Origin of the sequence: Bacillus sp. cl96, assembly GCF_900100505.1 — a bacterium.
Taxonomy (GTDB): Bacteria; Bacillota; Bacilli; order Bacillales; family Bacillaceae_G; genus Bacillus_A; species Bacillus_A cereus.
The window spans coordinates 26,592-48,636 of sequence record NZ_FNDM01000019.1 but is presented as its reverse complement, the minus strand read 5'-3'; the positions used below and the strand labels follow the sequence as shown (position 1 = coordinate 48,636).

The window sequence follows — 22,045 nt, the reverse complement described above, 5'->3', positions numbered from 1 at the left end:
TGATCGTATGGCATATATAGATGCTGATTACTATACGAACATTTACAAAGGAATGCCTGTAGAGGACCCTGATATGTTAAATCGTATGATTGCGAGGGCTTCAGATGTGATTGATCAGATTATCAATTACAAATTAAGTGGTGTTGATTTTGATAAATTAGCACCCTTTATAAAGGAGCAGATAATGAAAGCTACTGCTGCTCAAACAGAGTACATCGCCTTATATGGTGAAACCTCTGCAAATACCATGATTGATACACCTGTTATGCAGGTTGGTAAGTTCCGTTATGGATTATTACGAGGTGGTAAGTCTGAAGGGCCAGGAAAAGATGCTCGAATAGCACAAGGGACAATAGCCTTCCTTCGTCCTACAGGATTATTGAATTCTTCTATTGATATTCTTTGTTAAAAATAAGTATACTGATATATACAGGGGTTTTAAGTATATGGAGGTGTACCTAATTGGTGAAATTAAGCGATTTAACAGGAATGAGATTTGGAAGATTGACTGTTTTAAGACAAACGGAAAGCGATAAAAAAGGAAACGCACGTTGGTTGTGTAAATGTGATTGCGGCCAAGAAAAAATAGTTCTTGGTTATAGTCTTAAATCTAGAACGAGAAGCTGCGGATGTATACAAAAAGAAGTAACAAGCAAACGTGCCAAAAAGCATGGATTATACGATACTCACATTTATAACACCTGGCGGCGGATGAAAGAGCGATGTAAAAATCCTAACAATAAATCTTTTAAAGATTATGGTGGCAGAGGAATCATGATTCATCCTGATTGGGAAGAGTTCTTGTGTTTTTACGATTGGTCTAATGAAAATGGATATAAAGAAGGCTTATCTATCGAAAGAATTAATGTAAATGGTAATTATGAACCATCAAATTGCAAATGGATTCCTCTCGATCAACAACGTGATAATAAACGTGACACTGTATATATAGAGATTAATGGAGAGACAAGGATAATTAAAGAGTGGGCGCAACTTTCCGGTGTTAAAGAATCTACTATACGTTGGAGATACAGTAACGGGATTAGAGGTGGTAATTTGTTGATTAAAGGTAGATTACCATATAGAAAAAAGGAGTGAAGGTGCATGATTAATGTCATTCCTATTCCATTGCATATGCTCATCCATACAGTTGAGTATCATGAGTACATTGGTGAAGACGATACATGGGGAGGTTCCTCTTCTACATTCGCTCCGCCGGTCGTACTGAAAAGGGTGCGGGTGCAACCTAATGAAAAGTTATATAACACTACATCAGGCGATAGTGTAACGTTTCAAGCGATACTCTTTCACGATTCGGTTAACTCTTCTCCTGCTAATCAAGTATTTAAAGAGAAATCTAAGATTTTGTGGGGGGGTAAAGAGATGTTCATTATAGAGGTTGAACCACTTTATACAACAAATCCTAACAAGCCGCACCATACGGAGATATATCTACAATGATTAGTATTAACATACGAGTAGATACCGCTGAAATGGAAGCTAGAGCAGAAGAAGCTATCAATAAAGCTCAATTCGAGTTAGATCAGCAAGTATTGAAGGATAGCAACTTCTATATCCCAAAAGATACTGGTGAATTAGAACGCTCTTCAATACGTTTCAGTAGACCGGGAGAAGGTCATATTGAATGGAACACTCCATACGCTAGACGCTTGTACTACAATCCGCAGTACAACTTTTCAAAGGATGTTAATCCTAATGCTAGGGGACTTTGGTTTGAAGAGGCTAAAGCGCGTCACGTAAGCGATTGGGCTAGATTAGTAGAAAACGAAATACGACGGAATTTATAGGAGGACAAATATGATATGGCTAATCGAATCGGTTAAGAAGCATTTAATTGCTACTTTGCCACAAGGTATCTTATTTGCTCCTATAAAAGCTGATTTGTTGGATATAGGGGTAAATGATGCGCCACGAAAAAGTATTGCTATCCGAATGGTTCCATCAGCACCAGGTGAGCAATATTACGATGGTGAAATTATCAATAAGCAAATTCAAATACTTGCCAAAAGCAGCAACCAATTAGAAGTAAACAATACAATGGAATTTATCACAAGAGAACTAAATAACGTTCATAGGCGCGTTTTTCATGCTCTGGATAATTCATACAAATTGATTAGACTCAATGTGTATGTAGAACCGAATTTCGTTGAGAAGACAACCGCTAATGAATATATAATGACCGCTTTATTTAGTGTTGAATTATGTTATAATTAAAGAAACGCTTTCAAAAGGTGGTTCTTTAATTATGAAGGATTTAACAGGACTTAAGTTCGGAAGGTTAGTTGTTATTGATTTTAGTCATCGTGATGAGCGAAATTATTATTGGAATTGTAAATGCGATTGTGGTAATGAAAGAAAAGTAAGAGCACAAATGTTGAATAGCGGAAGAACTCAATCGTGCGGTTGTCTAAGGACAGAAAGACGGATAGAAAAAATAACTAAGCATAATAATTCAAAAAAAGGTGATAAAACTCCTGAATATATAGCTTGGTCAGAAATTAAAAGAAGATGTTACAATCAAAATTTTAAACAATTTCCGGATTATGGCGGAAGGGGAGTTATTGTCTGTGACAGGTGGAAAGATAGTTTTGAGAATTTCTTAAAAGATATGGGCGAAAAACCTACTCCTGATCATTCAATAGACCGAATAGATGTAAACGGAAATTACGAACCAACAAATTGCAGATGGGCTGATAGAATATCGCAACAAAGAAACAGACGCGTAAGAAAAGAGAGTTTAACTGGTCACAAAGGCGTAAATTTAATAAAACGATCAGGTAAATATAATGTCAGAATAAGTGTCAATAAAGAGTTAATAATTATCGGCAACTTCGACACTTTAGAAGAAGCTATTGAAGCTAGAAAAAAAGCAGAAAGAAAGTATTGGAAGTCCTCATAATGAGGGCTTTTTGTTTTCATAAAAAAATCATTGTTGAATTAGGAGGTTAATATATGTCATTTTTACTGAACTATGGTTATAAATTTGAAATCGACGTAACGCCAGGCGGGCAAACACCTACCAAGGCTGTCATTGCAAAAGGTATCACGTCAGTTGATCCTGATAATAACGAAGAAACAGAAGAGACATATTACTATGATGGTGGCGGTTCTGCAGAACGTGATGTTACAGGCGGTATGCTCGGTTATGGTTTCGAAGGCCATCGTTTCTATGGAGATGCAGCGCAAGATTATATCTTTAGTTTACTGAATAAATTTGGTCCTGCTCGTAAAACGACATTTACAGTAACAGAGCCAAACGGTGATAAGTGGGAAGGTAAAGCGACAATTTCCGAAATTAAAGCGCCAGGTGGAGACGCGAATGCTAAAGGTGAAATTGAATTTACTATCTCATTCGATGGAACGCCAACATTTACAGAAGCACCTGTAACACCTTAATGAAGAGTCGTTAATACGGCTCTTTTTTCTATTAACTTAAAAGGAGATATGGATATGACACAATTTAAATTTGAATTTGAAAAGACTTATAAGGAAGTTGATGTAGCTGGGAAGCTTTATAAAATCGAGTTTAATGACGATGCAATCGCTAAGTATCAAAAAGAATTGAAAACATTTGATAAAGATTCTAAGGAATTAGCAGCATTAATTACAGATTACGAGAAAGCTACTGACGAAGAAATCGATGCGGTAATGAACAAACAAAAAGAAATGACTAAGCATGTTGTTGAAACTTTCTTAGGTGAAGGCACATTTGAGGAACTGTATGAAAAAGCAGGTAAATCAGTAACGAACCTTATGGGACTTGTGAATTATCTATCTGATCTTTATGTAGAAGAAGCTAAAGGGAAAACGGAGCAAGCGCAAGCTAAGTACTTAAAAAACGTTAAAAAGTAAGGTGAACATTAGTGTTTAAACTTACTGATAGAAATAGAGACATATATGAATGGTCAGGTGTTTCGATTGAACTCAACTTGTCATTTGATAATATTTTGAAGCTTACTGAACTGTTTGATGATCAAGACATCCCAAAGCAGATTAAACCTGTAATAGCTTTGAACATGCTTATTGTCGATAACATGTTACTCACTCATTTAGATGAGAATCAAAAGGAACAATTATTTTTGAATGTATTTAAAGATAAGTTAGGAATCGACTTTTCATCTACTGATAAAAAGAACGAAACATTAAAAGTTAATAATGGTAATGAAAAGAGTTTGCCGGATATACCAGTATTCAACTTCACCATTGATGCAGAGCGAATCTATGCTTCTTTCTTATTCGATTATGGAATTAATCTTTTCGAGCAACAAGGAAAGATGCAGTGGGATGAATTTAAAGCGTTGTTTGATAATTTATCTGAGAAGTCGCCTATGAAAACTGCTATTCATTATAGGACTTGCGAGATCCCTAAGAAAGATAAGAATAACGCAGAAGAAAGAAAACGCATCAAAAAAATGAAAGAACTATACGAATTACCTGAAGCTAAAGCGATTAGAGAAGAGATGGAGTTAGCGGCCTTTCAGAAACGCATGGAAGCACAAAAGAAGCAGGTTGAAAGGCAGGTGAGGTAGATGGCTGATGGACGGGTTGAGATAGACGCGCGGATTAATAACAATAACGTTAGACGAGATGTGCAAAATATCAACCGAGAGTTAAACCGAATCGGCGAAGGTATGCCCAACGTAGCTAGGGATATTGCCGATGAGACAACTGCTCGTTTCGATAGTATGGGAAGACGTATACGTTATGCGTATCGAGGTACTTCTGATGAGGCAAGAAGGATGTATAGAGAGATGGCCAGTGCTCATCGTCAACAATCTATAGCTATGCGCGGGTTAAAAGACGATATGATTGGTGTTGAGTATCAATACTTTCAACTTGCTCGTTCTTCTCAAACATATACAGGAACAACTGCTCAATTTATGAACCAAGTAAGACAATTAGGAGCAGAGCAAAAACGAGTTGCTGATGCGATGATAAATGCCAATAGACTGCAAATGATATCGATGCTACAAACTGCAGGAATGATGGCGAACATGACCACACAAGCTCAAAGGATTAGTCAAAACTATCAACGTATGGCTAATCCTCTTTACAATGTCAATAGGGCAGGGCTTGCGGTTGCTGGTACATTAAACCGCATTGCTAATAATGGTAACGCTGCAGCTTTATCATTACGTTTATTGGGTCCTACAGCTAGCATGAAAGAACTTCTAGATATGCAAATGATGATAAATCAAGGTCTTATGCGATTCCAGATGGTAGCGCTAGGAGCAGCAGTTACCTCTTATTTCCTCTACGGCGCGCTACACAAGGCTAATATGGAAATGAATCCGAAATATGCCGAAGCGTATAACAACATGATAGAGAAACTAACAAAAGCTTTAAAACCAATGCGTGATGCGTTTGCTGCCGTCATGATCCCGATATATAATTTCGTCTCAGCAATGGCTGATTTGATTATTAAATTCAATGAAGCGCATCCGGTTCTAGCTCGATTTATACAAGGGATGATAATGTTAGTTCCACTACTGACTCTGATTTTATCACCACTCGCCATCGGTATCGGGTTATGGGCTGGGATGCAAGCAGCTTGGTCAGCAATTTGGATGTTAATTGGCCCGTTAGTAACAGGTCTAGCCGCAATGAGTGGAACTGTTTGGTTAGTTGCAGCAGCATTAGCTGGTGTATCTGTAGGATTTTCATATGCATATAAACATGTAGAACCATTTCGAAAAGCAATTGATAATTTAGGGAAAACTATAAAAGGTTTTTGGAATTTGGTATTCGGTAACCCGTTAAAAGGACAAGAATTGCTAAAAGCAGTTGGTATTTCAGATGACGTTATACAGGCTGTTAACAAAAATGTAGACAGACTTAAATTTTACCTTAACGGGACTAAAATGTTGATTCAAGCGTTCTCTAAAGAGTTAATGAAAAGAGGGAGTGCTGATAAGGATCTGCTAAGAGCGGCAGGATTATCCGACTCAGCTATTAATGCATTTACAACTGCAGGAGCTAAAATTGGGCATGCTTTAAATTCGATTCGCATGCTAATCGGCGCGTTCACTAAGGAATTATTCAAAGATGGTGGAGCTAAAATCAATTTACTACAAGCTGCAGGTATTTCGGATTCCTCTATTAATATGGTACTGGCTTTTGCGGATAAGATTAGAAATGCTTTTGCTACATTAAGACAGGCGATAGTTAGTGCATTCCAGGGTGATTTTACTCAGCTAACTCAAATATTCGTTAATTTAATCCCGACGATTATTGGAATTATTGTTGGTGGGGTTCCCGGTCTTGTAATAGCAGTTTCAAGATGGTTTATTGCGATGTCTGATGGATTAGCAGGTGGAAGTGCAGGGTTTATATCTAAATTTCAAACGATTTTACAAACTGCGGTTACTCAGATTGTTTCGTTTTTAACAACGCAACTACCTCAGTTTGTTCAAAAGGGTGTTGAAATTCTAACAAGTATTATAAATGGGGTAGTTCAGTCGTTACCGCAACTTGTAACAGCTATAACTACTATCATACAGACACTAGTTAATGGTTTTGCAGTATTACTACCGACGATCCTACAAATTGGCATACAAATCATTCAAGCTCTAATTACTGGGATAGTTCAAATCCTACCTGCTTTAGTGACTTCTGCTGCGCAAATCATTACAACATTAGTAAATGGGATTATTCTTGTACTGCCTACAATAATCCAAACAGGCATTCAGATTTTACAAACTCTTATTCAATCAATAGTTACATTGCTACCTACATTAATAGAGTTGGGTATGAATTTACTAATGACACTGGTAACTGCAATTATTCAAAACTTACCTTTAATCATAGACGCAGGTATGCAAATTATAACGACATTAATGAATGCGATTGTTACGTTACTCCCTCAGATCATTGAAGCGGGAATACAAATATTAATTTCGTTACTGAATGGAATAATGCAAGCTTTACCACAGTTAATAGATGCAGCATTGCAAATCATAACTCAATTCCTTGAAGTGTTAACACAAAACTTACCACAAATCATAGCGATGGGTATGGATATGCTTGTTAAATTAGTTGAGGGTGTAATACAAATGCTTCCTCAAATCGTAGATGCGTGTATACAGATAATCACCAAATTCACGGAAATAATCGTACAAAATCTACCGCAGATTATTGATGCAGGGGTTAAGATTTTAACCGCTTTAATCGATGGTATCATTAAAATTCTTCCGCAATTAGTGGATGCAGCAATTAAATTAATGACCGAATTGTTAAAAGTTCTAATCGATCATTTACCTCAGTTACTTGAGGCGGGTGTACAATTAATCGGCGCTTTAATCGATGGTATTTTGAGTTTGCTTGGCGAAGTGTTCAGTTCAGGAGTGGAAATCGGTGGTGAATTATTAGATTCATTAGGTGATGTAGATTTATTCGAAATCGGTGTAAATATCGTTGAAGGTTTAATAGATGGTATTGGTTCGATGATTGGTTCTGCTGTATCCGCAGCGAAAGATCTCGGTAGTAGTATTTCCGGAGCCGTAAAAGGAATTCTGGACATTCACTCTCCATCCCGTGTAATGAAGGATTTAGGTATTTATACAGGGCAAGGACTTGTAAAAGGTATTCAATCTATGGGGAGTTCGGTATATGGCGCTGCTGGAAAAATGGCTAATACTGTTATGAGTGCATTCGATTCACTTTCTGAAGGAATTGACGTAGGAAGTGTTTCAATCGGAACAGCTACCACAAGTAATAATTCGCTTTTAGGTCAAATAGATAATTTGGCTAGTTTAATCATGCCTAGTATTCGTTCTTCAAATGCTGCGGTTACTTCGAATTCAGGTTCAAACAATAGCGCTGCTCCTTTAAGTGGAGGTAACACGTATAATTTTGAAAGAATGCTTGAAGGTGCTACGTTTATCGTTCGTGAAGAAGCAGATATCAAGAAGCTAGCAGTAGAACTAGGAAAATACGTGAAAGCATCAAGCAGAAGGGTGGGAGAATTGTGAGTTTAACAATAGACGGAAAACATATTAGCGAACTCAATTTACAACTTTTAAGAAATCACCAGAACCCGGCTGCTCCCTCTACCCGTGATAGCATCATGGCTATACCAGGGATGCATGGAGCTTATGATTTTGGCGCTTCATTAGGGGTAAGAGAATTCCGCTTACCTGTCCACTTAAAGGTGAAAAATGAATACGAAACATTATCTTCAGCCATCAGAAAAGTGATGGCTGTTTTTGTTGATCCGTACGGTAAACCGAAGACAGTAAAGTTGATATTTGATTATGAACCGGATAAATACTACATGGTTCGGTATAGCGGTAATATACCGATTAATCGACTCTTTAGTATGGGTAAGTTTGAATTACCTTTAACAGCTTACGATCCACACGCTTACTCAGTTTTAGAGAGTACTAATGACATAAGATGGCAAGATATGATTCCTTGGATGTCTGATATCCCTATGAGTTATAAAAAGGCATCTTATACAGTTAATAACGCTCAAACTTTGACTTTAGATAATTATGGTCTTCAAATTGTACGCCCTGTTATAGAGATTAGTGGTAGTGCTAATGATTTAACGTTCACCTTAAATGGTGAACGTTTTTCTTTGGGGTCTTTTACAAATTCAACATTTTTACTTGATGCAGAGCGATACGCAGTATTGAAAGATGGACAGAATTTCTTATTTCAATTACAAGGAAACTTAGAAAAATTAGAGTTAATGCCAGGCGCTAATGCAATACCAATAGGCGGGTCAAACCTAAATATCAACATTGCATTCAAATACCGCGCTAAATATATATAAGGTGGTGACATTATGGCTGATGCGCCTAAGTTAATAGGTACAGAAATGCTTGGTGAGAGTTATTACAAGATTAATATGGGGATTGATAACGCAAATGAAGCATTAAAGAAATCATTTAAGGCCGAATCAATTAGTAACGTTGCAACAAATACAGCCACTAATGCTGTTAATAAAGCAGATAATGTACAAAAACAATTAGATACACTTGTTGTAAATGGGGACTCTTCTGTTGAGGCTGCACAAGCTAGGGTAGACGTTCTCGGAATTTCTTCTAACAACCTTAAAGAACGACTAGATAAAGCGCAAGTTGATTTTTTTAAAAGTGCTACTCAATTAAAATCTTTGAGAGGGTTAAAAAAATTCTTTGATAAATTAAACGCAGGTCTTCCGGCTACACTCGTTTTCTTAGGGGATAGCACGACAGAGAAAAATAGTTATGCAACCGTAAATCATGTTGATCGATTAACTACCATGTTAAAAGAAAGATATGGCGATTTAGTTACCGTTATCAATAAAGGGGTTGGCGGTAATACAGCTTTAGATATGTGGGAACGTGTTTATAAAGATGTAGCGAGTAATAAGCCAGATGCAATTGTTATATGTTCTGGAATTAACGATTCATCCAAAAGTGTACCACTCTCAGATTCAATGAATGCATACAGAAATATAATAGGTGGTTTGTTCGCAACTTGTGGTGAAGATACAGATATTCTCTGCCGAACGATGAACATGCAACGTAATATAAATCATGAGTTACATCCAACATTTATCGCATTTAATAACGAATTAAAAAAACTATGTGATGAGTTTGGTGTTGTGTTCGCCGATTATTTCTCTTATCAAAAGTCGCTTAATATGACCCAAGAAGAAGCGATGAACTATTATTATGATGCGATTCACCCTAACGATGCAGGTCACGAATTAATCTATAACTTTTTAAAAGAATTTTTTGTTCCAGGCTCTTTAAACTACAATCGAATCACCACTTTAAAAGGATTAAATGTTAATCATACAAATGTTGTTACTGATTTTAATTATGGTGATACAAGTGTAGATGCGAATGCAATTAACTTTCCTGGTGGAAGGTATTTAAATAATCGTGCAGGAGTAGGGAAGAAAATTACAGTCAAGTTTTACGGTACCGGAATTTCATTCCATCACACTGTAGCAAATAGTCATGGGATAATTCAAATAAAGATAGACGGAACAGTAATCGAATCAAGTTATGACTTGTATTCTACAAAAGTGTTATGGAATAACGTATACACAAAAAATGGGTTAACGATAGGAGATCACGTGTTAGAAATTGAAGTGCTTCCACAAAAAAATCCTAGCTCCACAAATTACAATGTTTATATTGGAGCGTTTAGAATACTAGGGTCCGCAAGTATTGATATGAAGATTGGTCAACACATGCTCATGTTTGGTTCCAACGTTACAACAACACGCAATAATTCAGGTTTCACTATGCGAGATAAACAAACTGGATTTACAATACAGGGCGGCTTTGCATCTTGTGATAAAGGCGGATATGTCCCTCTAATTGTTCCTTTTGTGAGTGGTTATCATGTCACTCTTACTCAAAGTGGTGGGGGTGGTATATCAAATCCAGCTTACGAACCAATATATTTCATGTCATCCGCAGACTATCAATCAGATAAATTCAAGCCGAATTGGTCTTCTGCGGATGCTAAAAAAGGATTAAATTGGATGGCATTCGGAATAACTAATTAGTGCGCTTTTTTATTTGAATTGAGGTGATACAATGTTAAAACTATACAACAAACAAATGCAGTTAAAAGCTTATTTAGAAAATGCTTTTAAAATTAGTTATGAGCAGCAGTTCAATTCAATATGGACAGCTGCTTTTTCATTACCTTTAGATGATCCGAAAAATGATGAAATCATTGCACTGGATTTCTTAGAAATCTTTGACCAGGATAAACGAATAGGAATGTTTCGTATTATTCCTAAACAGACTGTGAAAAACGAAAACAATCGAACAATCACATATAAATGCGAGCACGTCCTAGCTACTCTGCTAAGTGACGTGCTTTTTCGTTATCATCAATTATCAAATTACACAACGAAAGAAGTACTTGAATATCTATTGAGTCAGCAAGAAATTAAACATTGGAGACTAGGTAAGTGTGACTTTGTTAGATACTTTCATTACAGTTGGGAGCACGAAAATACAATATTAGGTCCAATCTTTAGTGTTCCAAAACCATTTGATGAACAACATGCATGGACATGGGATGATTCAATAGAAAACTATCCCTGGACATTAAATTTAGAAAGAGCAAGTACTGAGATTACTGGTGAACTTCGTCATCGCAAAAATTTAAAAGGGATTACAAGGGTAGATGATCCATTAGGTATTATTACTCGTATTTATCCTATGGGTTATGGTGAAGGGGTTAACCAATTAGACATTACTAAAGTTAATCCAACAGGGAAGCCGTATATAGAAGCGCCCGCACATATTATCGAAAAATATGGCATCGAAAAAGAAATTTGGGTTGATAGACGTTTTGAAAATCCAGAGGTTTTATTTAATTCAGCACAAGCCGATTTAAACAAAAAATGCAGACCAAAGGTTACATATTCTGTGGATGCTATCGATTATGAATTAATAGATCCATACAAACTAGAGAAATATGAGTCTGGCAAATTGGTGCGTATTCATGATGAGGAATTAGGAATTGTGGATGTTCGTTTAATGAAGAAAGGTAAGTCTAATACTACAGGAAATCCACTTGATATGAGCTTAGAAATTGGAGACCCTATTGAAGATTTAGGTACAACACAAGCTGATTTAGAGCGTAGGCAAAAGATTAATGAGACGTATTCACAAGGTGCAACTAACATCGATTCGCACGATTATAACGATAATTGCGACCCTGAGAACCCAGCTGTAATTAAATTCTTTCTACCAGAAGACTTGGTGAATATAAATTCTCTAATACTGACATATGAAACAGAAGAATTCAGGTCATATGGTAAGGCAACAAAAGGCGGTGGAGCTACAGTACAATCGACTGGCGGAGGCGGAGCTATTATAGCATCGACCGGAGCAGGTGGCGGAACCGTGCAATCGACCGGTGGAGGCGGAGGTACAGTACAATCGACCGGTGGAGGCGGAGCTCAAGTTAGTACAAGTACTTCTGGAGGTGGGGTATCGAAATCCACTGAGAGCGGTGGCGGTTCAACCCAGACAAGTGGTGCAGGCGGAGGGATATCAACAACTTCTGATCATAAAACTTTTCTTGAGCTTTCTATAATGTCAGGAGTACCAGAGAACAGTATAGGTAGTGAAAATTGGGGAAATCATCTGCATGAAATTAAAATACCAGGTGATTATTTTACACATAATCATGCGATAAATTTACCAAATCACTATCATTCTGTACTGATTCAACCGCACAGTCATAATTTTTCTGTGCCATCTCACAGCCACCAAATAACATTAAATGATCACGTGCATCAGATAATCCTAAATGATCACACTCATCAAATAGTACTAAATGATCATGTACACCAGATAGAGATTAAAGATCATATACATGAAATTCAATTGCCCGACCATGTACACGATATTGCGCATGGTATTTATAAGCTATCAGAAAAACCAAGTAAAGTATCAATTAAAGTTGATGGAAATATAGTACCGGTTAATTCGATATCAGCTGAAAATATTAATCTTATTCCTTATCTTTCTAAAGATGGCGGAGGGAAAATAGAACGTAACAAGTGGCACGTTATCACTATCACACCCGATAAATTAGGAAGAGTAAATGCTAACATTATTTCACGTCTTTTTATTCAGAGCCGTGTAGGAGGGACTTTTTAAAATGAAAAATTTAAGAGAGTGGTTAATTAAGAGATTGGTTGGAAATAAACCAATTATCATGAATGTTACTCTGGTTGTGGACGAACCAATTAAAGGCTCAAGTACAGCAGGAATGTATGATAAGTGCAGCATTAGTTACAGTGAAAAATTACAAAAGGAGATGGGTTTACATGAAAACAATTGAGGTATATACAAATGCAACTGAAAAATTGGTAGTGCAAACAGATGATTATAATCCAGTATTACTTAATCAGCAATTGAACAATGGAGAGGTTACTACTGTTTTAATTGGTGATAACATTTTTGCTCGTTTTGATATTAAAAGGGTGGTTGTCCCTATAGATTCCACGGATAATTCTTCAAAGAAAGTAAAGGTACTATTAAAAAATGGACAATCAGTTGAAATTCCTGTAGAAAAAGATTTTGATATTAAATTCTTAAATACACAATTAAACAGTTCTGCTGTAACCACAGTAATAATTGGTTTGAATATTTATCAAAAATTTGAGGTTTCGCAGGTTTCTCTAATTAAAGAAGAAGTTACAGAACCAGAGCAACCAACAGTTCCAGTTGAACCGCCAACAACTGAAGAACCACCAGGAGGAAATGGTGAACAAACGGAAACTACAGATCCAGTTACACCGCCAATAGATGAATCGGAGGAAAAAATTGATTAAACATCTTTTAATAGGTTAATATTTGTATATAGATTTATTTTAGGAGGAAAATATGAATAAGTTTAGTGCAATATTAATTACAGTTGTGTTTCTAGCAACAATTATAGTGAGTAAAATTTATTATGACGGTAAAGTCAAAGCTGATGTTCAAGCAGCGAAAAGTAGTATTCAAGTTGAAGAGAAAGAGAAAAAAGATGAAATAAAAGAAAAAATCAATGCATCTAAAAAAGAAATTTCAGAGCGAATATCTCCTGAAATAAGAACCGAACTAAATTTGATACCGTTTAAAACAAAGTCTATAGAAAAACTAGATAAAGGAGAAAAAGCAACTATAGTCTTCCTGGGTGATTCGACAACAGAACAGAATTCCCAAACAAACGGGAAGCCTGGTCACGTATCGATCATAAATGACTTTTTGAAAAACACTTATGGTTCGGATGTAGTTAATGTTGTTAATGCAGGAGTTGGTGGTAATACAATTATTGATATGTCTGCACGAATTGATAAGATTATTAGTATCAATCCGGATTTAGTTGTTATAAATTCCGGATTAAATGACGTAGGTAGAAAAATATCTAGTGAAGAATTCGAAACAAAATACAAGTGGACAATCGAACAGATACAACAGAAAACTAATGCTCAAATATTATTAAGAACTTCTAATAAAGTAATGGAGTCTGATTCAGTTAATAAACGATTAGAAAACGATATAAATCCAATTGTGAAAAAATTATCCGTTGAAAATAAGACAGGATTTGTAGATTTGTATAGTTATTATAGTTATCACATAACAAATTTGGGTGTTGCATTTAATAGTATTAACAACGATAATTTTCATCCGAACGAAAAAGGACAACAAATAATTGCTGATTTATTACTGTATACATTACTCGGCGATAAATAAGAGAGTAATTTTTAAAACAAAATATGACTTATATAAAAAAAGAAGCGTGCTTATAGCATGCTTTTTATTTTGAATAAAGGAGTGGGAAAATGGCTGAATTAAAACACGATGATATGAAAGAACTACTTGTTGGATTGACCAGAGTAGAAACAAAGCTTGATACACTCGGTAATGTCAAAGAAGTAGCAATTGAAGCGCAACAGTCAGCAAAAAGCGCTCATATGCGTGTGGATAGATTAGATAAATTAGTTTTTTGGTTAGGTACGACAGTTGTTGGAGCAGTTATTGTTGGGTCCATTACAGCGTTATTCAAGTTCGCAGGAAAGTAGGGATAATGATGAAAGAAAAACTAAAAAATCGTGGCTTATGGGTAGCTCTATTTGCTTTGTTAGGGATGGTATTAATGGATACTATCCCTCATTTTAATCTGGGACGATATCAGGAATATGTAGATGTAATCTTGTTCATTTTAGCTGCTGCGGGTGTTATTTCAAATCCTGCTGCGGGTAAATGGTTTGCTGATAATCAAAACGAAGGAGATGATAAATAATGGGTTACACTGTAGATATTTCAAAATGGAACGGTAATATTAATTGGCTTGTAGCAAAACAACACATTGATTTTATTATTGCTCGTGTACAAGATGGCTCAAATTATGTGGATCCTTTATACAAAGGTTACGTACAAGCTATGAAACAACATAGTATCCCTTTTGGTAACTATGCTTTCTGCCGATTTGTATCGATTAATGATGCAAAGAAAGAAGCACAGGACTTCTGGAATCGCGGTGACAAGAGCGCAACAGTTTGGGTGGCAGATGTAGAAGTAAAAACAATGGAGGACATGAGAGCTGGTACACAAGCGTTTATTGATGAACTACGCCGATTAGGTGCTCAAAAAGTCGGTTTGTATGTTGGCCATCATATGTATGCTCCATTCGGAATGGCAAATGTAAAGAGTGACTTTGTATGGATCCCTCGCTATGGAGGAAAGAAACCAGCTTATCCATGCGATATCTGGCAATATACTGAAACAGGAAATGTACCTGGTATTGGTAAGTGCGATTTGAATGAGTTAATTGGAAGCAAACCTTTATCTTGGTTTACAGAAATGAATCAACCGGAACAAAACGTTTCTAATGGTGGATATCAATATGTTAAATCTGGTGGATTTGGCGTCTCATTGGTTCCTGAAGTATTAAATGCTATGGCTGAGCGTGGAACTAAAGGACAAGTTATTTCCGATCCATTAACTGGTACAGCATATTTGCAAACAGAAGTGTTACCAAATGCTGAATTAGATAAAATTACTTGGTGGATGGACACTAGACCTGAAGGTAAATGGTTCTACGAGTATTTTAAAAAGTAAACAATGAAAGCCGTCCTATTGGGCGGCTTATTTTACATATCCCAAAAATCATCCGCTTTAATCTCCGGATCAAACTTTCTCAACACCTTTAATATTTTCTGCATTGTTTTTCTTGTGGGCGATCTATCTGGCTTATTCGCTAAATCTCCTACAGTATTTCTCCCTAATCCAGATTTCCTGACTAGCCATTCCTGTTCAATTCTATGTTTATCTAAAAACCTTCCTAGTGGCGTTCTCTTGGAACGAAACCTCCACATTATTCTCACTCCCTATGAAAATTGTTATCTACAGTACTTTCCGAAATGCACAAAAAATAAACCCCTAAAAATAGGGGCCTAAAAATGGTGCATGGTCGGCAATTTTTTACGAAAAACGTCTTTTCAATAAAGAGAGCTTCTTTCCTGGTTCTTCTGCATAGTACTTCATGTAATCGCACATTAGAATGTTAATCAGTTTGTCAGCTGTATATCCGTGCATAGGGAAGGTGTGAGCCATATCCGAGAAAAACACTTCAATCCTTCTCAATGTTCTTCTGTCAATCTTTACATCAATCGTTCCATATCGTTCATCATTTTCATTAAATTCTAATTCATAATCAGTGTAGTGTTTCTTACTCTCTAAAATTTGATACAGCTGCTCCATACTATTTTTGGACCTTATGTGTTCCAGAAAGTCCTCAACAAGTATTTCGGCTAGATCACTAGCGTTACACTCATAATCTTCCTCTTCCATATCTTCAATAATGATATTCATTCGGAATAAGTAAATTTTGAGCATCTTCACCTCAAATCGATATTTCTCTTTTAATGTCCATTCAATTTTAGTTCGTTCCCACCAATTATTAGCGCTCATAAGTTGTATTTCTTTTGTCATCACATCGTATTTACTATACATGCTGTCACCTCTCACATAGTACGTAATGCAAAGCATAAAATACGTGTCGCTGCAGCTCTTTGCGAAACTCCCCATTCAATTGCTAATTGGACAAGCTTAGAATGTGTTTCCTGCTCCAATTTCGCATGGATGTACTTTTTAGTGTCTTTATATTCGTATGCATGTATTTCGCTTATTTGAACCACTCCTACGAATCAAGAGATTCCTACGAACACTAAAGTATCCTTCAGTTATCTTAGTAGGCTACCCCCGTAGTTCCTACGGTTAGAAGTCTTATTGCTTCATTTTTTAAATTTTGTCCTGCGTTAATATCTCTGTCATGATGCGTGCCGCAAGAAGGGCATTCCCATTCACGAAGGTTTAGATTCTTAACGTCTTTATTTTTGTAACCACAACATGAACAAAGTTGGGAACTAGCGAAAGTTTTTGATACAACGATGACTTGTTTTCCATACCATTTTGCTTTGTACTCAAGCATTGTTCTAAATTTTGACCAAGATACTTCGCTAATTGCTTTGGATAATTTGTGATTTTTCAACATATTCGACACTTGCAAATCTTCAATACCGATAATATCGTGGTTTTTGATGATTTCAGTAGATATTTTTTGCAAGTAGTCTGTTCTCGCATTAATTATTTTTTCATGTATTACCGCTACTTTACGTTTTTGTTTTTGATAGTTTTTTGCTTCATCAAGTTTACATTTTCTTTTTAAAGCCAATTGCTGTCTTCTAGAAAGAATACGTTGAGCATCAACTAACTTCTTTTCTAAAGTACGAAACCATTTAGGATTTGAGAATATTTTCCCTGTACTCAAAATAGCAAAATCTTTTAATCCAACATCAATACCAACAGAAGAACCTGTTTTTTCTATTGGTTGTATTTCTAATTCAACAAGAATAGAAGCGAAGTATTTTCCGCTTTTATTCCGTCTGATTGTAGCGCTAAGAATACGCCCATCAATCTCTCTTGAATTGGAAAATCTAACCCAACCAAGTTTCGGAATAAACATTTGATTTTCTTTTAATTTTATTTTCCCAACCGTTTTATATGATTGAACAGGATTGCGTTTTGATTTGAAACGCGGTAAGTTATTTTTCCTTTTAAAAAAGCATTTGTATGCATCATCTAAGAATTTCAACGATTGTTGCAAAGATGTAGCGTCTACTTCTTTTAACCAGATGAGTTCATTCTTAAGCTGAGTTAATCGTTTCGCGCACTCATTGTATCCAAGATGTTTTTTCTCTGAGGTATAGACTTCTTCTCGTTTCGCCAGGAAGTGGTTGAATATAAATCGTGAACAACCTAGCGTTTTAGAAATTAATATTTCTTGGTTTTTGTTTGGATAGATACGAAATTTATATGCTTTATTAACTAACATTGTTTTCACCTCCTTAAATATATTATACATTCAACTACATTCAATTGCAAGTTGTCAAAATGCAGTTTATAATATACTTAGAGGTGATAACTATGAGCGAAAATCGTGGATTAAAAACACGCAAGGCATTATCTAATGCAGTTCGAATGGATTTATACGAACAACTAAAGAAATTATCAGATGAAACAAAAATTCCGATGAGCAAATTGTTAGATGAAGCACTTGAAGATTTAATTTCTAAACGAAAGCCTACTAATAAATAGTGGGCTTTTATATATTTCACATTGTTTTTAAAGCGAAACAGAGTATCCTTGCACCAGCACATCGCTGCGATACTCCCCAATCTATAGCGAGATGGACAAGTTTTTTATGAACTTCTTGATCTAGCTTTGCATGTATATATCTTTTGGTATCAATATAGTCATAACTGTGTATTTCTGCAATATAAGATAGGTTTAGATGTTCTGTGATTAATTTAGACATGTATTGTGTAGTGGTTATTCCTTGTTGAAATGCTGAGGATCTTATTAGTTGTCTTTGCATTTCATTTACGGGGATTTTTACATCTTTCTTTTTATCAGAACGAGTTTTACGAGGTTGTTGGTTTGTTATAGTAGTAGATTTTCTGGAAGGTTCAAACATAGGGTTAACATTGCTCATGAAGCTCCCCTCTTTCGAAAATTCACCTCTTCCCTCTCTTTTATCTCAGGGACACTTTTCCGTAATTCCAATATTCCATGAAAAATCGTTGAGAGAGAGGAAGGAGGGTTATTTTCTTTAAATAATTGTTTACCACTTACCCAAACTATCTAGTAAATCCATAGCATTATCTACAGCTTCTTCAGAAGGCTTCTCATCTTCTCCTGCATCGTTCTGTATGCCATGAGTATTTATATTGATTAGTAACTTTTTAACTAATTGAAGTGGATCTTCTTCACCAGCAACTTCAGCAAGTACCTGGTACATTTCTAATCGCTTTTTAATTTGCTTATTTACGTAACCTTTTTGTCCTTTACCTTGTTCCTCTAAACGAGTTACAAAGTTATAAAGAACCTTATCATTGTTCGGGTTAAGCTCAATTTGAAGCTTTTTCTTTTGTAAGTTTGTCAAAGACATCACATCCTAAATAGTAGTATCCTAATAGGTTAGCTTCTTGACCATTTTCTAGAACCGCAAATGTAGGGAATTGCTCTTTTTTCTTTTCAATACGCTTTTTATGAAGCGCGGCCATTCCACCAGTCCACACAATTTTATCGTATACAGCTAAGTTGAATTTTTGAGAAACTTCACGTAATGATGAATCGAAATGACGTTGTAATTCTTCATCTACTTTCTCAGCTACATCTTTATGAGTGTATAAGTCGTATAGAGAGCCATTGTACTTATAGCCATTTTCAAGGATATAGTGCATGTTAGAAACGCTTAAATCAGGTGTTTCGCCAATGTTATCGCGTACGATTTGCTCAATAGCCATGAATGCTTTCTCGCAACCTAATTCAGTTCCTAAACGGTCGATAACAGCATTACCAGACATATCAGTAACATCGAATGTACCGAATCCACCATCAATGATAAGGATACGATCTTCTTTATTAATAATTTCTTTTTTAACCAGGTAATATTGTGTTCCTACTGGTTGTGGGATTACTAAACACTCTTTTACTTTAACTGTGATTAATTCACCGTTTACTTTTACTGCTGTTTCTTCCATAGCGACCTTACGGATTGATTCGCGTTGATTACCGAAGTGAGATACTGGAAGACCGGTAACAAGTAACGGAATAGTAATGTTCTTCTTAAAGTCTTTTGCAATGAATCCGAATAGCTGTTTCTTAAATGTTGGATCCTCATAACGTTTTGCTTTGTTCTCGCCAAGCGCGCGAATTAATGGAAGTTTTGATTTTCTAGCTTCTTCTCCTATGTAGTAAGGGAAGTCGGTGTTCGTTAATTCAATTTTTGTGAAACTAGCTTCGTTGTAGTAGTCATCAACAGGCGCTAACACCGATAATTCTGTAATAACATCAGCCTCTAGTGATTTGTTTTTCTTTGAAGCGCGCTTTGTAAAACCATTTCCTAAGTCAATCGCATACGGATTTCCTAATAGCATATATATTCCCCTTTCAAAACCAATGGTTAATCATTGATATTTTTGATTCTAACAGATACTTACGTTTAAATTCAATGAAATATACCAAAAACGCTAATTTTATTATTGGTTAATCATTGATTATTGGTTTGCAAGGTTATAGGGCATCGCAAAGACTTCGCAATATTAATAAAAATGCATGTTGCGAGGTAGGGAAGACATAGGCTTGTCCTCCCTAAGATTCGTTAATCCTCCCTAAAAGTTTTATCAGCAACAAAAAAAGAAGACAAGCTTCGCGCTTATCTTCCTTCTCCTTGTATCTCTATGAATCTTGTATTACAATTGTTGTAGAAATCAATCGAATAAATGAGAAAGAGCCCTAAATCCTCCGCGACCAAACTTTGGATTTAAGACTCTCTGATAAGTTACACAAGGTGTATACCCTGTTGTTAATTAATTTATGTCTCTATGATATCAAATTTAAACAATAAGGTAAATACTTTTATACTCTTGTGTGACTTCCTTTTATTCTCTAAGGAGGTCTATTTGTGTTAGCTATAAGGAAACACCAGGAATCGTTCATTGATGAGTGGCATGAATGCTACTTGTCAGAACATAAAAAGAGTGGGTATATAGCCGTTTTAGATTTAAGCGGTAGCGAGAAGAAACAATTATGGATAGGCACGAACGACATTAAAACTCTTTCAAATATGTCTAATCCTTCGAATAAGGATTTTTATCTGTCTTTGAATAGCTTTGTATTTGGAAGCAGGAAAGCGACAGATTTAAAACAAATACGGAATATCGGCGTAGATTTAGATTTTTACAAGTTAGATATTTCAAAAGAATACGTGATTCAAAACTTACAAGATTTCATTGCAGAAGGGACGCTTCCTTGTCCTAATTTAGTTATGTATGGTCGAGGAATGCAACTGATTTACACTGTACAAGGTGGCGCAGCTCCACAAATGGCATTTTTATCTCAATACATAACAAACCACTTCATAAAAATGTTGATGCCATTAGGTGCAGACGGATCATGTAGCGATCTTTCAAGGGTCCTGCGCATGCCATATACAACGCATAGCAAAACTGGAAAGCAAATAGAACTTGAAATTTGGACAAGACGCGAACACGATCTACAAGAGTTATATGATTATGTACCACCTTTAGAAAAGAAGAGACAACCGAAACGAACTGCTACACGTAAAAAAGGGTCAATTTCAACACTACCTTCTCAAAAAGGGGTAATGAACCTTTATAGTTTAAATACAAAAAGGAAATCTGATTTAGAGAAGATTGTGGCGCTCAGAAATGGCGAAATAGAGCATAGACACGACATGACATACATTTACGCCTTCACGACAGCTTTGATCGTTAAAAACCAAATAGCGACGTTAGAAATGACGTTTCAGATAAATGATAAATTTAAAGAACCGCAAACGAAAAAAGAAGTAGAAAGAACAGTGAAAGATGCGTATAGAGATGCTATAAAGTTTTTCGATGCGTTTGCGGAAAATGGGTTTACGATGCGAGGATTAGCGTCAAATTTAATTAAACCAATGAAAACAGAGACGATTTTTAGAAAATTAGACATAAAATTAACAAAAGAAGAACTTGAATTGATGGATACATTAATTGATTCAGAGGAAAGTAAACACAGGGACAAGCTAAGAAAGCGAAAAACCCGTGGTTCTGTTAGCTTAGAAGAACATAAAGAAAAAACTGCAAGACAAACTGATAATCAGCTAGCTAAATTAAAAGAATTGATCGCAGAAAATCCAAAGCCAAAATGGAAGTCCGTAGCAGCAGAAATGGGCATTTCGGAAAGGCATTTACGTCGTCTAAGAAAAGAAATATAAAAGCGGACATCCCTGTCCCTTTAAAGCAAAGTTATATGCACCCTAGTACTGTGTTATTCCTAAACCTCCTATTTAGGGGGTTTTTATTATGGTGGAGATGTTATACTAGTCCTTATTTCCGAATTTGGTTTTATTAATCAGATATAGTACGTGAAATTATTATTATAGAGGTCTACTGAAGATTAAGGGTTTCTGTTATAATCAATCGTGCACAAGTGCAAAA

Annotated in this window: 28 protein-coding genes; 21 read left to right on the top strand and 7 right to left on the bottom strand. The window is 35.9% G+C overall.

Going from position 1 to position 22,045, the window contains the following annotated elements; all coding sequences use genetic code 11:
* The first annotated feature begins 7 nt into the window (after positions 1 to 7).
* From BLT20_RS27135 to BLT20_RS27045, 19 genes are all read left to right on the top strand, one after another.
* A complete protein-coding gene (locus tag BLT20_RS27135) occupies positions 8 to 409 on the top strand; it encodes a head-tail connector protein (RefSeq protein WP_061685225.1) in 402 nt (133 codons plus the stop codon).
* A gap of 53 nt (positions 410 to 462) precedes the next feature.
* Complete coding sequence (locus tag BLT20_RS27130) at positions 463 to 1,098, top strand: hypothetical protein (RefSeq protein ID WP_061685224.1); 636 nt, start codon at positions 463 to 465, stop codon at positions 1,096 to 1,098.
* Positions 1,099 to 1,104: 6 nt separating this feature from the next.
* On the top strand, positions 1,105 to 1,461 hold the full coding sequence (locus BLT20_RS27125; protein WP_061685223.1) for a putative minor capsid protein: 357 nt from the start codon (positions 1,105 to 1,107) through the stop codon (positions 1,459 to 1,461).
* Positions 1,458 to 1,808, top strand: coding sequence for a minor capsid protein (locus BLT20_RS27120; protein WP_061685222.1), 351 nt, complete (start codon positions 1,458 to 1,460; stop codon positions 1,806 to 1,808). Before BLT20_RS27125 ends, BLT20_RS27120 begins: the two co-directional genes overlap by 4 nt.
* 10 nt (positions 1,809 to 1,818) lie before the next feature.
* Positions 1,819 to 2,235, top strand: a complete 417-nt coding sequence (locus BLT20_RS27115) for a phage tail terminator protein (RefSeq protein ID WP_061685221.1) — start codon at positions 1,819 to 1,821, stop codon at positions 2,233 to 2,235.
* Positions 2,213 to 2,920 (top strand): hypothetical protein, encoded by a 708-nt coding sequence (locus BLT20_RS27110; protein ID WP_218132995.1) that lies wholly within the window; start codon positions 2,213 to 2,215, stop codon positions 2,918 to 2,920. Before BLT20_RS27115 ends, BLT20_RS27110 begins: the two co-directional genes overlap by 23 nt.
* 53 nt (positions 2,921 to 2,973) lie before the next feature.
* Positions 2,974 to 3,417: a phage tail tube protein gene (locus BLT20_RS27105; RefSeq protein ID WP_061685219.1), complete on the top strand. Its 444-nt coding sequence runs from the start codon at positions 2,974 to 2,976 to the stop codon at positions 3,415 to 3,417.
* Positions 3,418 to 3,471: 54 nt separating this feature from the next.
* Positions 3,472 to 3,873 (top strand): hypothetical protein, encoded by a 402-nt coding sequence (locus BLT20_RS27100; protein ID WP_061685218.1) that lies wholly within the window; start codon positions 3,472 to 3,474, stop codon positions 3,871 to 3,873.
* 11 nt (positions 3,874 to 3,884) lie between these two features.
* A complete protein-coding gene (locus BLT20_RS27095) occupies positions 3,885 to 4,550 on the top strand; it encodes a Gp15 family bacteriophage protein (RefSeq protein ID WP_061685217.1) in 666 nt (221 codons plus the stop codon).
* On the top strand, positions 4,551 to 7,991 hold the full coding sequence (locus BLT20_RS27090; RefSeq protein WP_061685216.1) for a hypothetical protein: 3,441 nt from the start codon (positions 4,551 to 4,553) through the stop codon (positions 7,989 to 7,991). It abuts the gene before it with no gap.
* A complete protein-coding gene (locus tag BLT20_RS27085; RefSeq protein WP_073340115.1) occupies positions 7,988 to 8,797 on the top strand; it encodes a distal tail protein Dit in 810 nt (269 codons plus the stop codon). Before BLT20_RS27090 ends, BLT20_RS27085 begins: the two co-directional genes overlap by 4 nt.
* A gap of 12 nt (positions 8,798 to 8,809) precedes the next feature.
* Positions 8,810 to 10,531 carry an SGNH/GDSL hydrolase family protein gene (locus BLT20_RS27080; RefSeq protein ID WP_073340120.1) on the top strand — a complete coding sequence of 574 codons (1,722 nt, stop codon included), beginning with the start codon at positions 8,810 to 8,812 and terminating at the stop codon, positions 10,529 to 10,531.
* Between the two features lie 31 nt (positions 10,532 to 10,562).
* Positions 10,563 to 12,650 (top strand): phage tail spike protein, encoded by a 2,088-nt coding sequence (locus tag BLT20_RS27075; protein ID WP_000916428.1) that lies wholly within the window; start codon positions 10,563 to 10,565, stop codon positions 12,648 to 12,650.
* A gap of 1 nt (position 12,651) precedes the next feature.
* Entirely contained in the window at positions 12,652 to 12,834 is a 183-nt protein-coding gene (locus BLT20_RS27070; RefSeq protein WP_000793590.1) for a hypothetical protein, read from the top strand.
* The gene (locus BLT20_RS27065) at positions 12,821 to 13,327 is read left to right on the top strand and encodes a hypothetical protein (protein ID WP_000848407.1); all 507 of its coding nucleotides are present in this window, start codon (positions 12,821 to 12,823) and stop codon (positions 13,325 to 13,327) included. The genes BLT20_RS27070 and BLT20_RS27065 overlap by 14 nt, the downstream gene beginning before the upstream one ends.
* 52 nt (positions 13,328 to 13,379) lie before the next feature.
* Positions 13,380 to 14,231, top strand: coding sequence for an SGNH/GDSL hydrolase family protein (locus BLT20_RS27060; protein WP_001032146.1), 852 nt, complete (start codon positions 13,380 to 13,382; stop codon positions 14,229 to 14,231).
* Between the two features lie 89 nt (positions 14,232 to 14,320).
* A complete protein-coding gene (locus BLT20_RS27055) occupies positions 14,321 to 14,560 on the top strand; it encodes a hemolysin XhlA family protein (protein WP_000818883.1) in 240 nt (79 codons plus the stop codon).
* 8 nt (positions 14,561 to 14,568) lie between these two features.
* On the top strand, positions 14,569 to 14,781 hold the full coding sequence (locus BLT20_RS27050) for a hypothetical protein (protein ID WP_033684692.1): 213 nt from the start codon (positions 14,569 to 14,571) through the stop codon (positions 14,779 to 14,781).
* A complete protein-coding gene (locus tag BLT20_RS27045; RefSeq protein ID WP_000542508.1) occupies positions 14,781 to 15,599 on the top strand; it encodes a GH25 family lysozyme in 819 nt (272 codons plus the stop codon). Before BLT20_RS27050 ends, BLT20_RS27045 begins: the two co-directional genes overlap by 1 nt.
* A gap of 32 nt (positions 15,600 to 15,631) precedes the next feature.
* On the opposite strand, the gene BLT20_RS27040 is transcribed toward BLT20_RS27045, so the two are convergent.
* The 4 genes from BLT20_RS27040 to tnpB form a co-directional block, all read right to left on the bottom strand.
* Positions 15,632 to 15,856, bottom strand: coding sequence for a hypothetical protein (locus tag BLT20_RS27040; protein WP_000267986.1), 225 nt, complete (start codon positions 15,854 to 15,856; stop codon positions 15,632 to 15,634).
* A gap of 106 nt (positions 15,857 to 15,962) precedes the next feature.
* Positions 15,963 to 16,493 (bottom strand): hypothetical protein, encoded by a 531-nt coding sequence (locus BLT20_RS27035; RefSeq protein WP_000287078.1) that lies wholly within the window; start codon positions 16,491 to 16,493, stop codon positions 15,963 to 15,965.
* 11 nt (positions 16,494 to 16,504) lie between these two features.
* A complete protein-coding gene (locus tag BLT20_RS30835) occupies positions 16,505 to 16,678 on the bottom strand; it encodes a hypothetical protein (protein ID WP_176955186.1) in 174 nt (57 codons plus the stop codon).
* A 50-nt stretch (positions 16,679 to 16,728) separates the two neighbouring features.
* Positions 16,729 to 17,874, bottom strand: a complete 1,146-nt coding sequence (gene tnpB / locus BLT20_RS27030) for an IS200/IS605 family element RNA-guided endonuclease TnpB (protein ID WP_000960813.1) — start codon at positions 17,872 to 17,874, stop codon at positions 16,729 to 16,731.
* 92 nt (positions 17,875 to 17,966) lie between these two features.
* Here tnpB and BLT20_RS27025 point away from each other — a divergent pair, with 92 nt between their 5' ends.
* A complete protein-coding gene (locus tag BLT20_RS27025) occupies positions 17,967 to 18,137 on the top strand; it encodes a ribbon-helix-helix domain-containing protein (protein WP_001293882.1) in 171 nt (56 codons plus the stop codon).
* Positions 18,138 to 18,153: 16 nt separating this feature from the next.
* Here BLT20_RS27025 and BLT20_RS27020 read toward each other — a convergent pair whose 3' ends face one another.
* The 3 genes from BLT20_RS27020 to BLT20_RS27010 form a co-directional block, all read right to left on the bottom strand.
* Positions 18,154 to 18,534, bottom strand: coding sequence for a hypothetical protein (locus tag BLT20_RS27020; protein WP_000073205.1), 381 nt, complete (start codon positions 18,532 to 18,534; stop codon positions 18,154 to 18,156).
* Between the two features lie 129 nt (positions 18,535 to 18,663).
* The gene (locus tag BLT20_RS27015) at positions 18,664 to 18,990 is read right to left on the bottom strand and encodes a hypothetical protein (RefSeq protein WP_033684611.1); all 327 of its coding nucleotides are present in this window, start codon (positions 18,988 to 18,990) and stop codon (positions 18,664 to 18,666) included.
* A complete protein-coding gene (locus BLT20_RS27010) occupies positions 18,950 to 19,981 on the bottom strand; it encodes a ParM/StbA family protein (protein WP_000924194.1) in 1,032 nt (343 codons plus the stop codon). The genes BLT20_RS27015 and BLT20_RS27010 overlap by 41 nt, the downstream gene beginning before the upstream one ends.
* 527 nt (positions 19,982 to 20,508) lie before the next feature.
* Here BLT20_RS27010 and BLT20_RS27005 point away from each other — a divergent pair.
* Positions 20,509 to 21,822 carry a hypothetical protein gene (locus BLT20_RS27005; protein WP_000879769.1) on the top strand — a complete coding sequence of 438 codons (1,314 nt, stop codon included), beginning with the start codon at positions 20,509 to 20,511 and terminating at the stop codon, positions 21,820 to 21,822.
* Positions 21,823 to 22,045: the final 223 nt, after the last annotated feature.

What these genes read in the sequence shown, in the direction of transcription:
- BLT20_RS27135 (WP_061685225.1), top strand. Translation starts at nt 8, where the DNA reads ATGGCATATATAGATGCTGATTACTATACGAACATTTACAAAGGAATG.
- BLT20_RS27125 (WP_061685223.1), top strand. Translation starts at nt 1,105, where the DNA reads ATGATTAATGTCATTCCTATTCCATTGCATATGCTCATCCATACAGTT.
- BLT20_RS27120 (WP_061685222.1), top strand. Translation starts at nt 1,458, where the DNA reads ATGATTAGTATTAACATACGAGTAGATACCGCTGAAATGGAAGCTAGA.
- BLT20_RS27115 (WP_061685221.1), top strand. Translation starts at nt 1,819, where the DNA reads ATGATATGGCTAATCGAATCGGTTAAGAAGCATTTAATTGCTACTTTG.
- BLT20_RS27105 (WP_061685219.1), top strand. Translation starts at nt 2,974, where the DNA reads ATGTCATTTTTACTGAACTATGGTTATAAATTTGAAATCGACGTAACG.
- BLT20_RS27100 (WP_061685218.1), top strand. Translation starts at nt 3,472, where the DNA reads ATGACACAATTTAAATTTGAATTTGAAAAGACTTATAAGGAAGTTGAT.
- BLT20_RS27090 (WP_061685216.1), top strand. Translation starts at nt 4,551, where the DNA reads ATGGCTGATGGACGGGTTGAGATAGACGCGCGGATTAATAACAATAAC.
- BLT20_RS27080 (WP_073340120.1), top strand. Translation starts at nt 8,810, where the DNA reads ATGGCTGATGCGCCTAAGTTAATAGGTACAGAAATGCTTGGTGAGAGT.
- BLT20_RS27075 (WP_000916428.1), top strand. Translation starts at nt 10,563, where the DNA reads ATGTTAAAACTATACAACAAACAAATGCAGTTAAAAGCTTATTTAGAA.
- BLT20_RS27070 (WP_000793590.1), top strand. Translation starts at nt 12,652, where the DNA reads ATGAAAAATTTAAGAGAGTGGTTAATTAAGAGATTGGTTGGAAATAAA.
- BLT20_RS27065 (WP_000848407.1), top strand. Translation starts at nt 12,821, where the DNA reads ATGAAAACAATTGAGGTATATACAAATGCAACTGAAAAATTGGTAGTG.
- BLT20_RS27060 (WP_001032146.1), top strand. Translation starts at nt 13,380, where the DNA reads ATGAATAAGTTTAGTGCAATATTAATTACAGTTGTGTTTCTAGCAACA.
- BLT20_RS27055 (WP_000818883.1), top strand. Translation starts at nt 14,321, where the DNA reads ATGGCTGAATTAAAACACGATGATATGAAAGAACTACTTGTTGGATTG.
- BLT20_RS27050 (WP_033684692.1), top strand. Translation starts at nt 14,569, where the DNA reads ATGAAAGAAAAACTAAAAAATCGTGGCTTATGGGTAGCTCTATTTGCT.
- BLT20_RS27045 (WP_000542508.1), top strand. Translation starts at nt 14,781, where the DNA reads ATGGGTTACACTGTAGATATTTCAAAATGGAACGGTAATATTAATTGG.
- BLT20_RS27040 (WP_000267986.1), bottom strand. Translation starts at nt 15,856, where the DNA reads ATGTGGAGGTTTCGTTCCAAGAGAACGCCACTAGGAAGGTTTTTAGAT.
- BLT20_RS27035 (WP_000287078.1), bottom strand. Translation starts at nt 16,493, where the DNA reads ATGTATAGTAAATACGATGTGATGACAAAAGAAATACAACTTATGAGC.
- tnpB (WP_000960813.1), bottom strand. Translation starts at nt 17,874, where the DNA reads ATGTTAGTTAATAAAGCATATAAATTTCGTATCTATCCAAACAAAAAC.
- BLT20_RS27025 (WP_001293882.1), top strand. Translation starts at nt 17,967, where the DNA reads ATGAGCGAAAATCGTGGATTAAAAACACGCAAGGCATTATCTAATGCA.
- BLT20_RS27020 (WP_000073205.1), bottom strand. Translation starts at nt 18,534, where the DNA reads ATGAGCAATGTTAACCCTATGTTTGAACCTTCCAGAAAATCTACTACT.
- BLT20_RS27015 (WP_033684611.1), bottom strand. Translation starts at nt 18,990, where the DNA reads ATGTCTTTGACAAACTTACAAAAGAAAAAGCTTCAAATTGAGCTTAAC.
- BLT20_RS27010 (WP_000924194.1), bottom strand. Translation starts at nt 19,981, where the DNA reads ATGCTATTAGGAAATCCGTATGCGATTGACTTAGGAAATGGTTTTACA.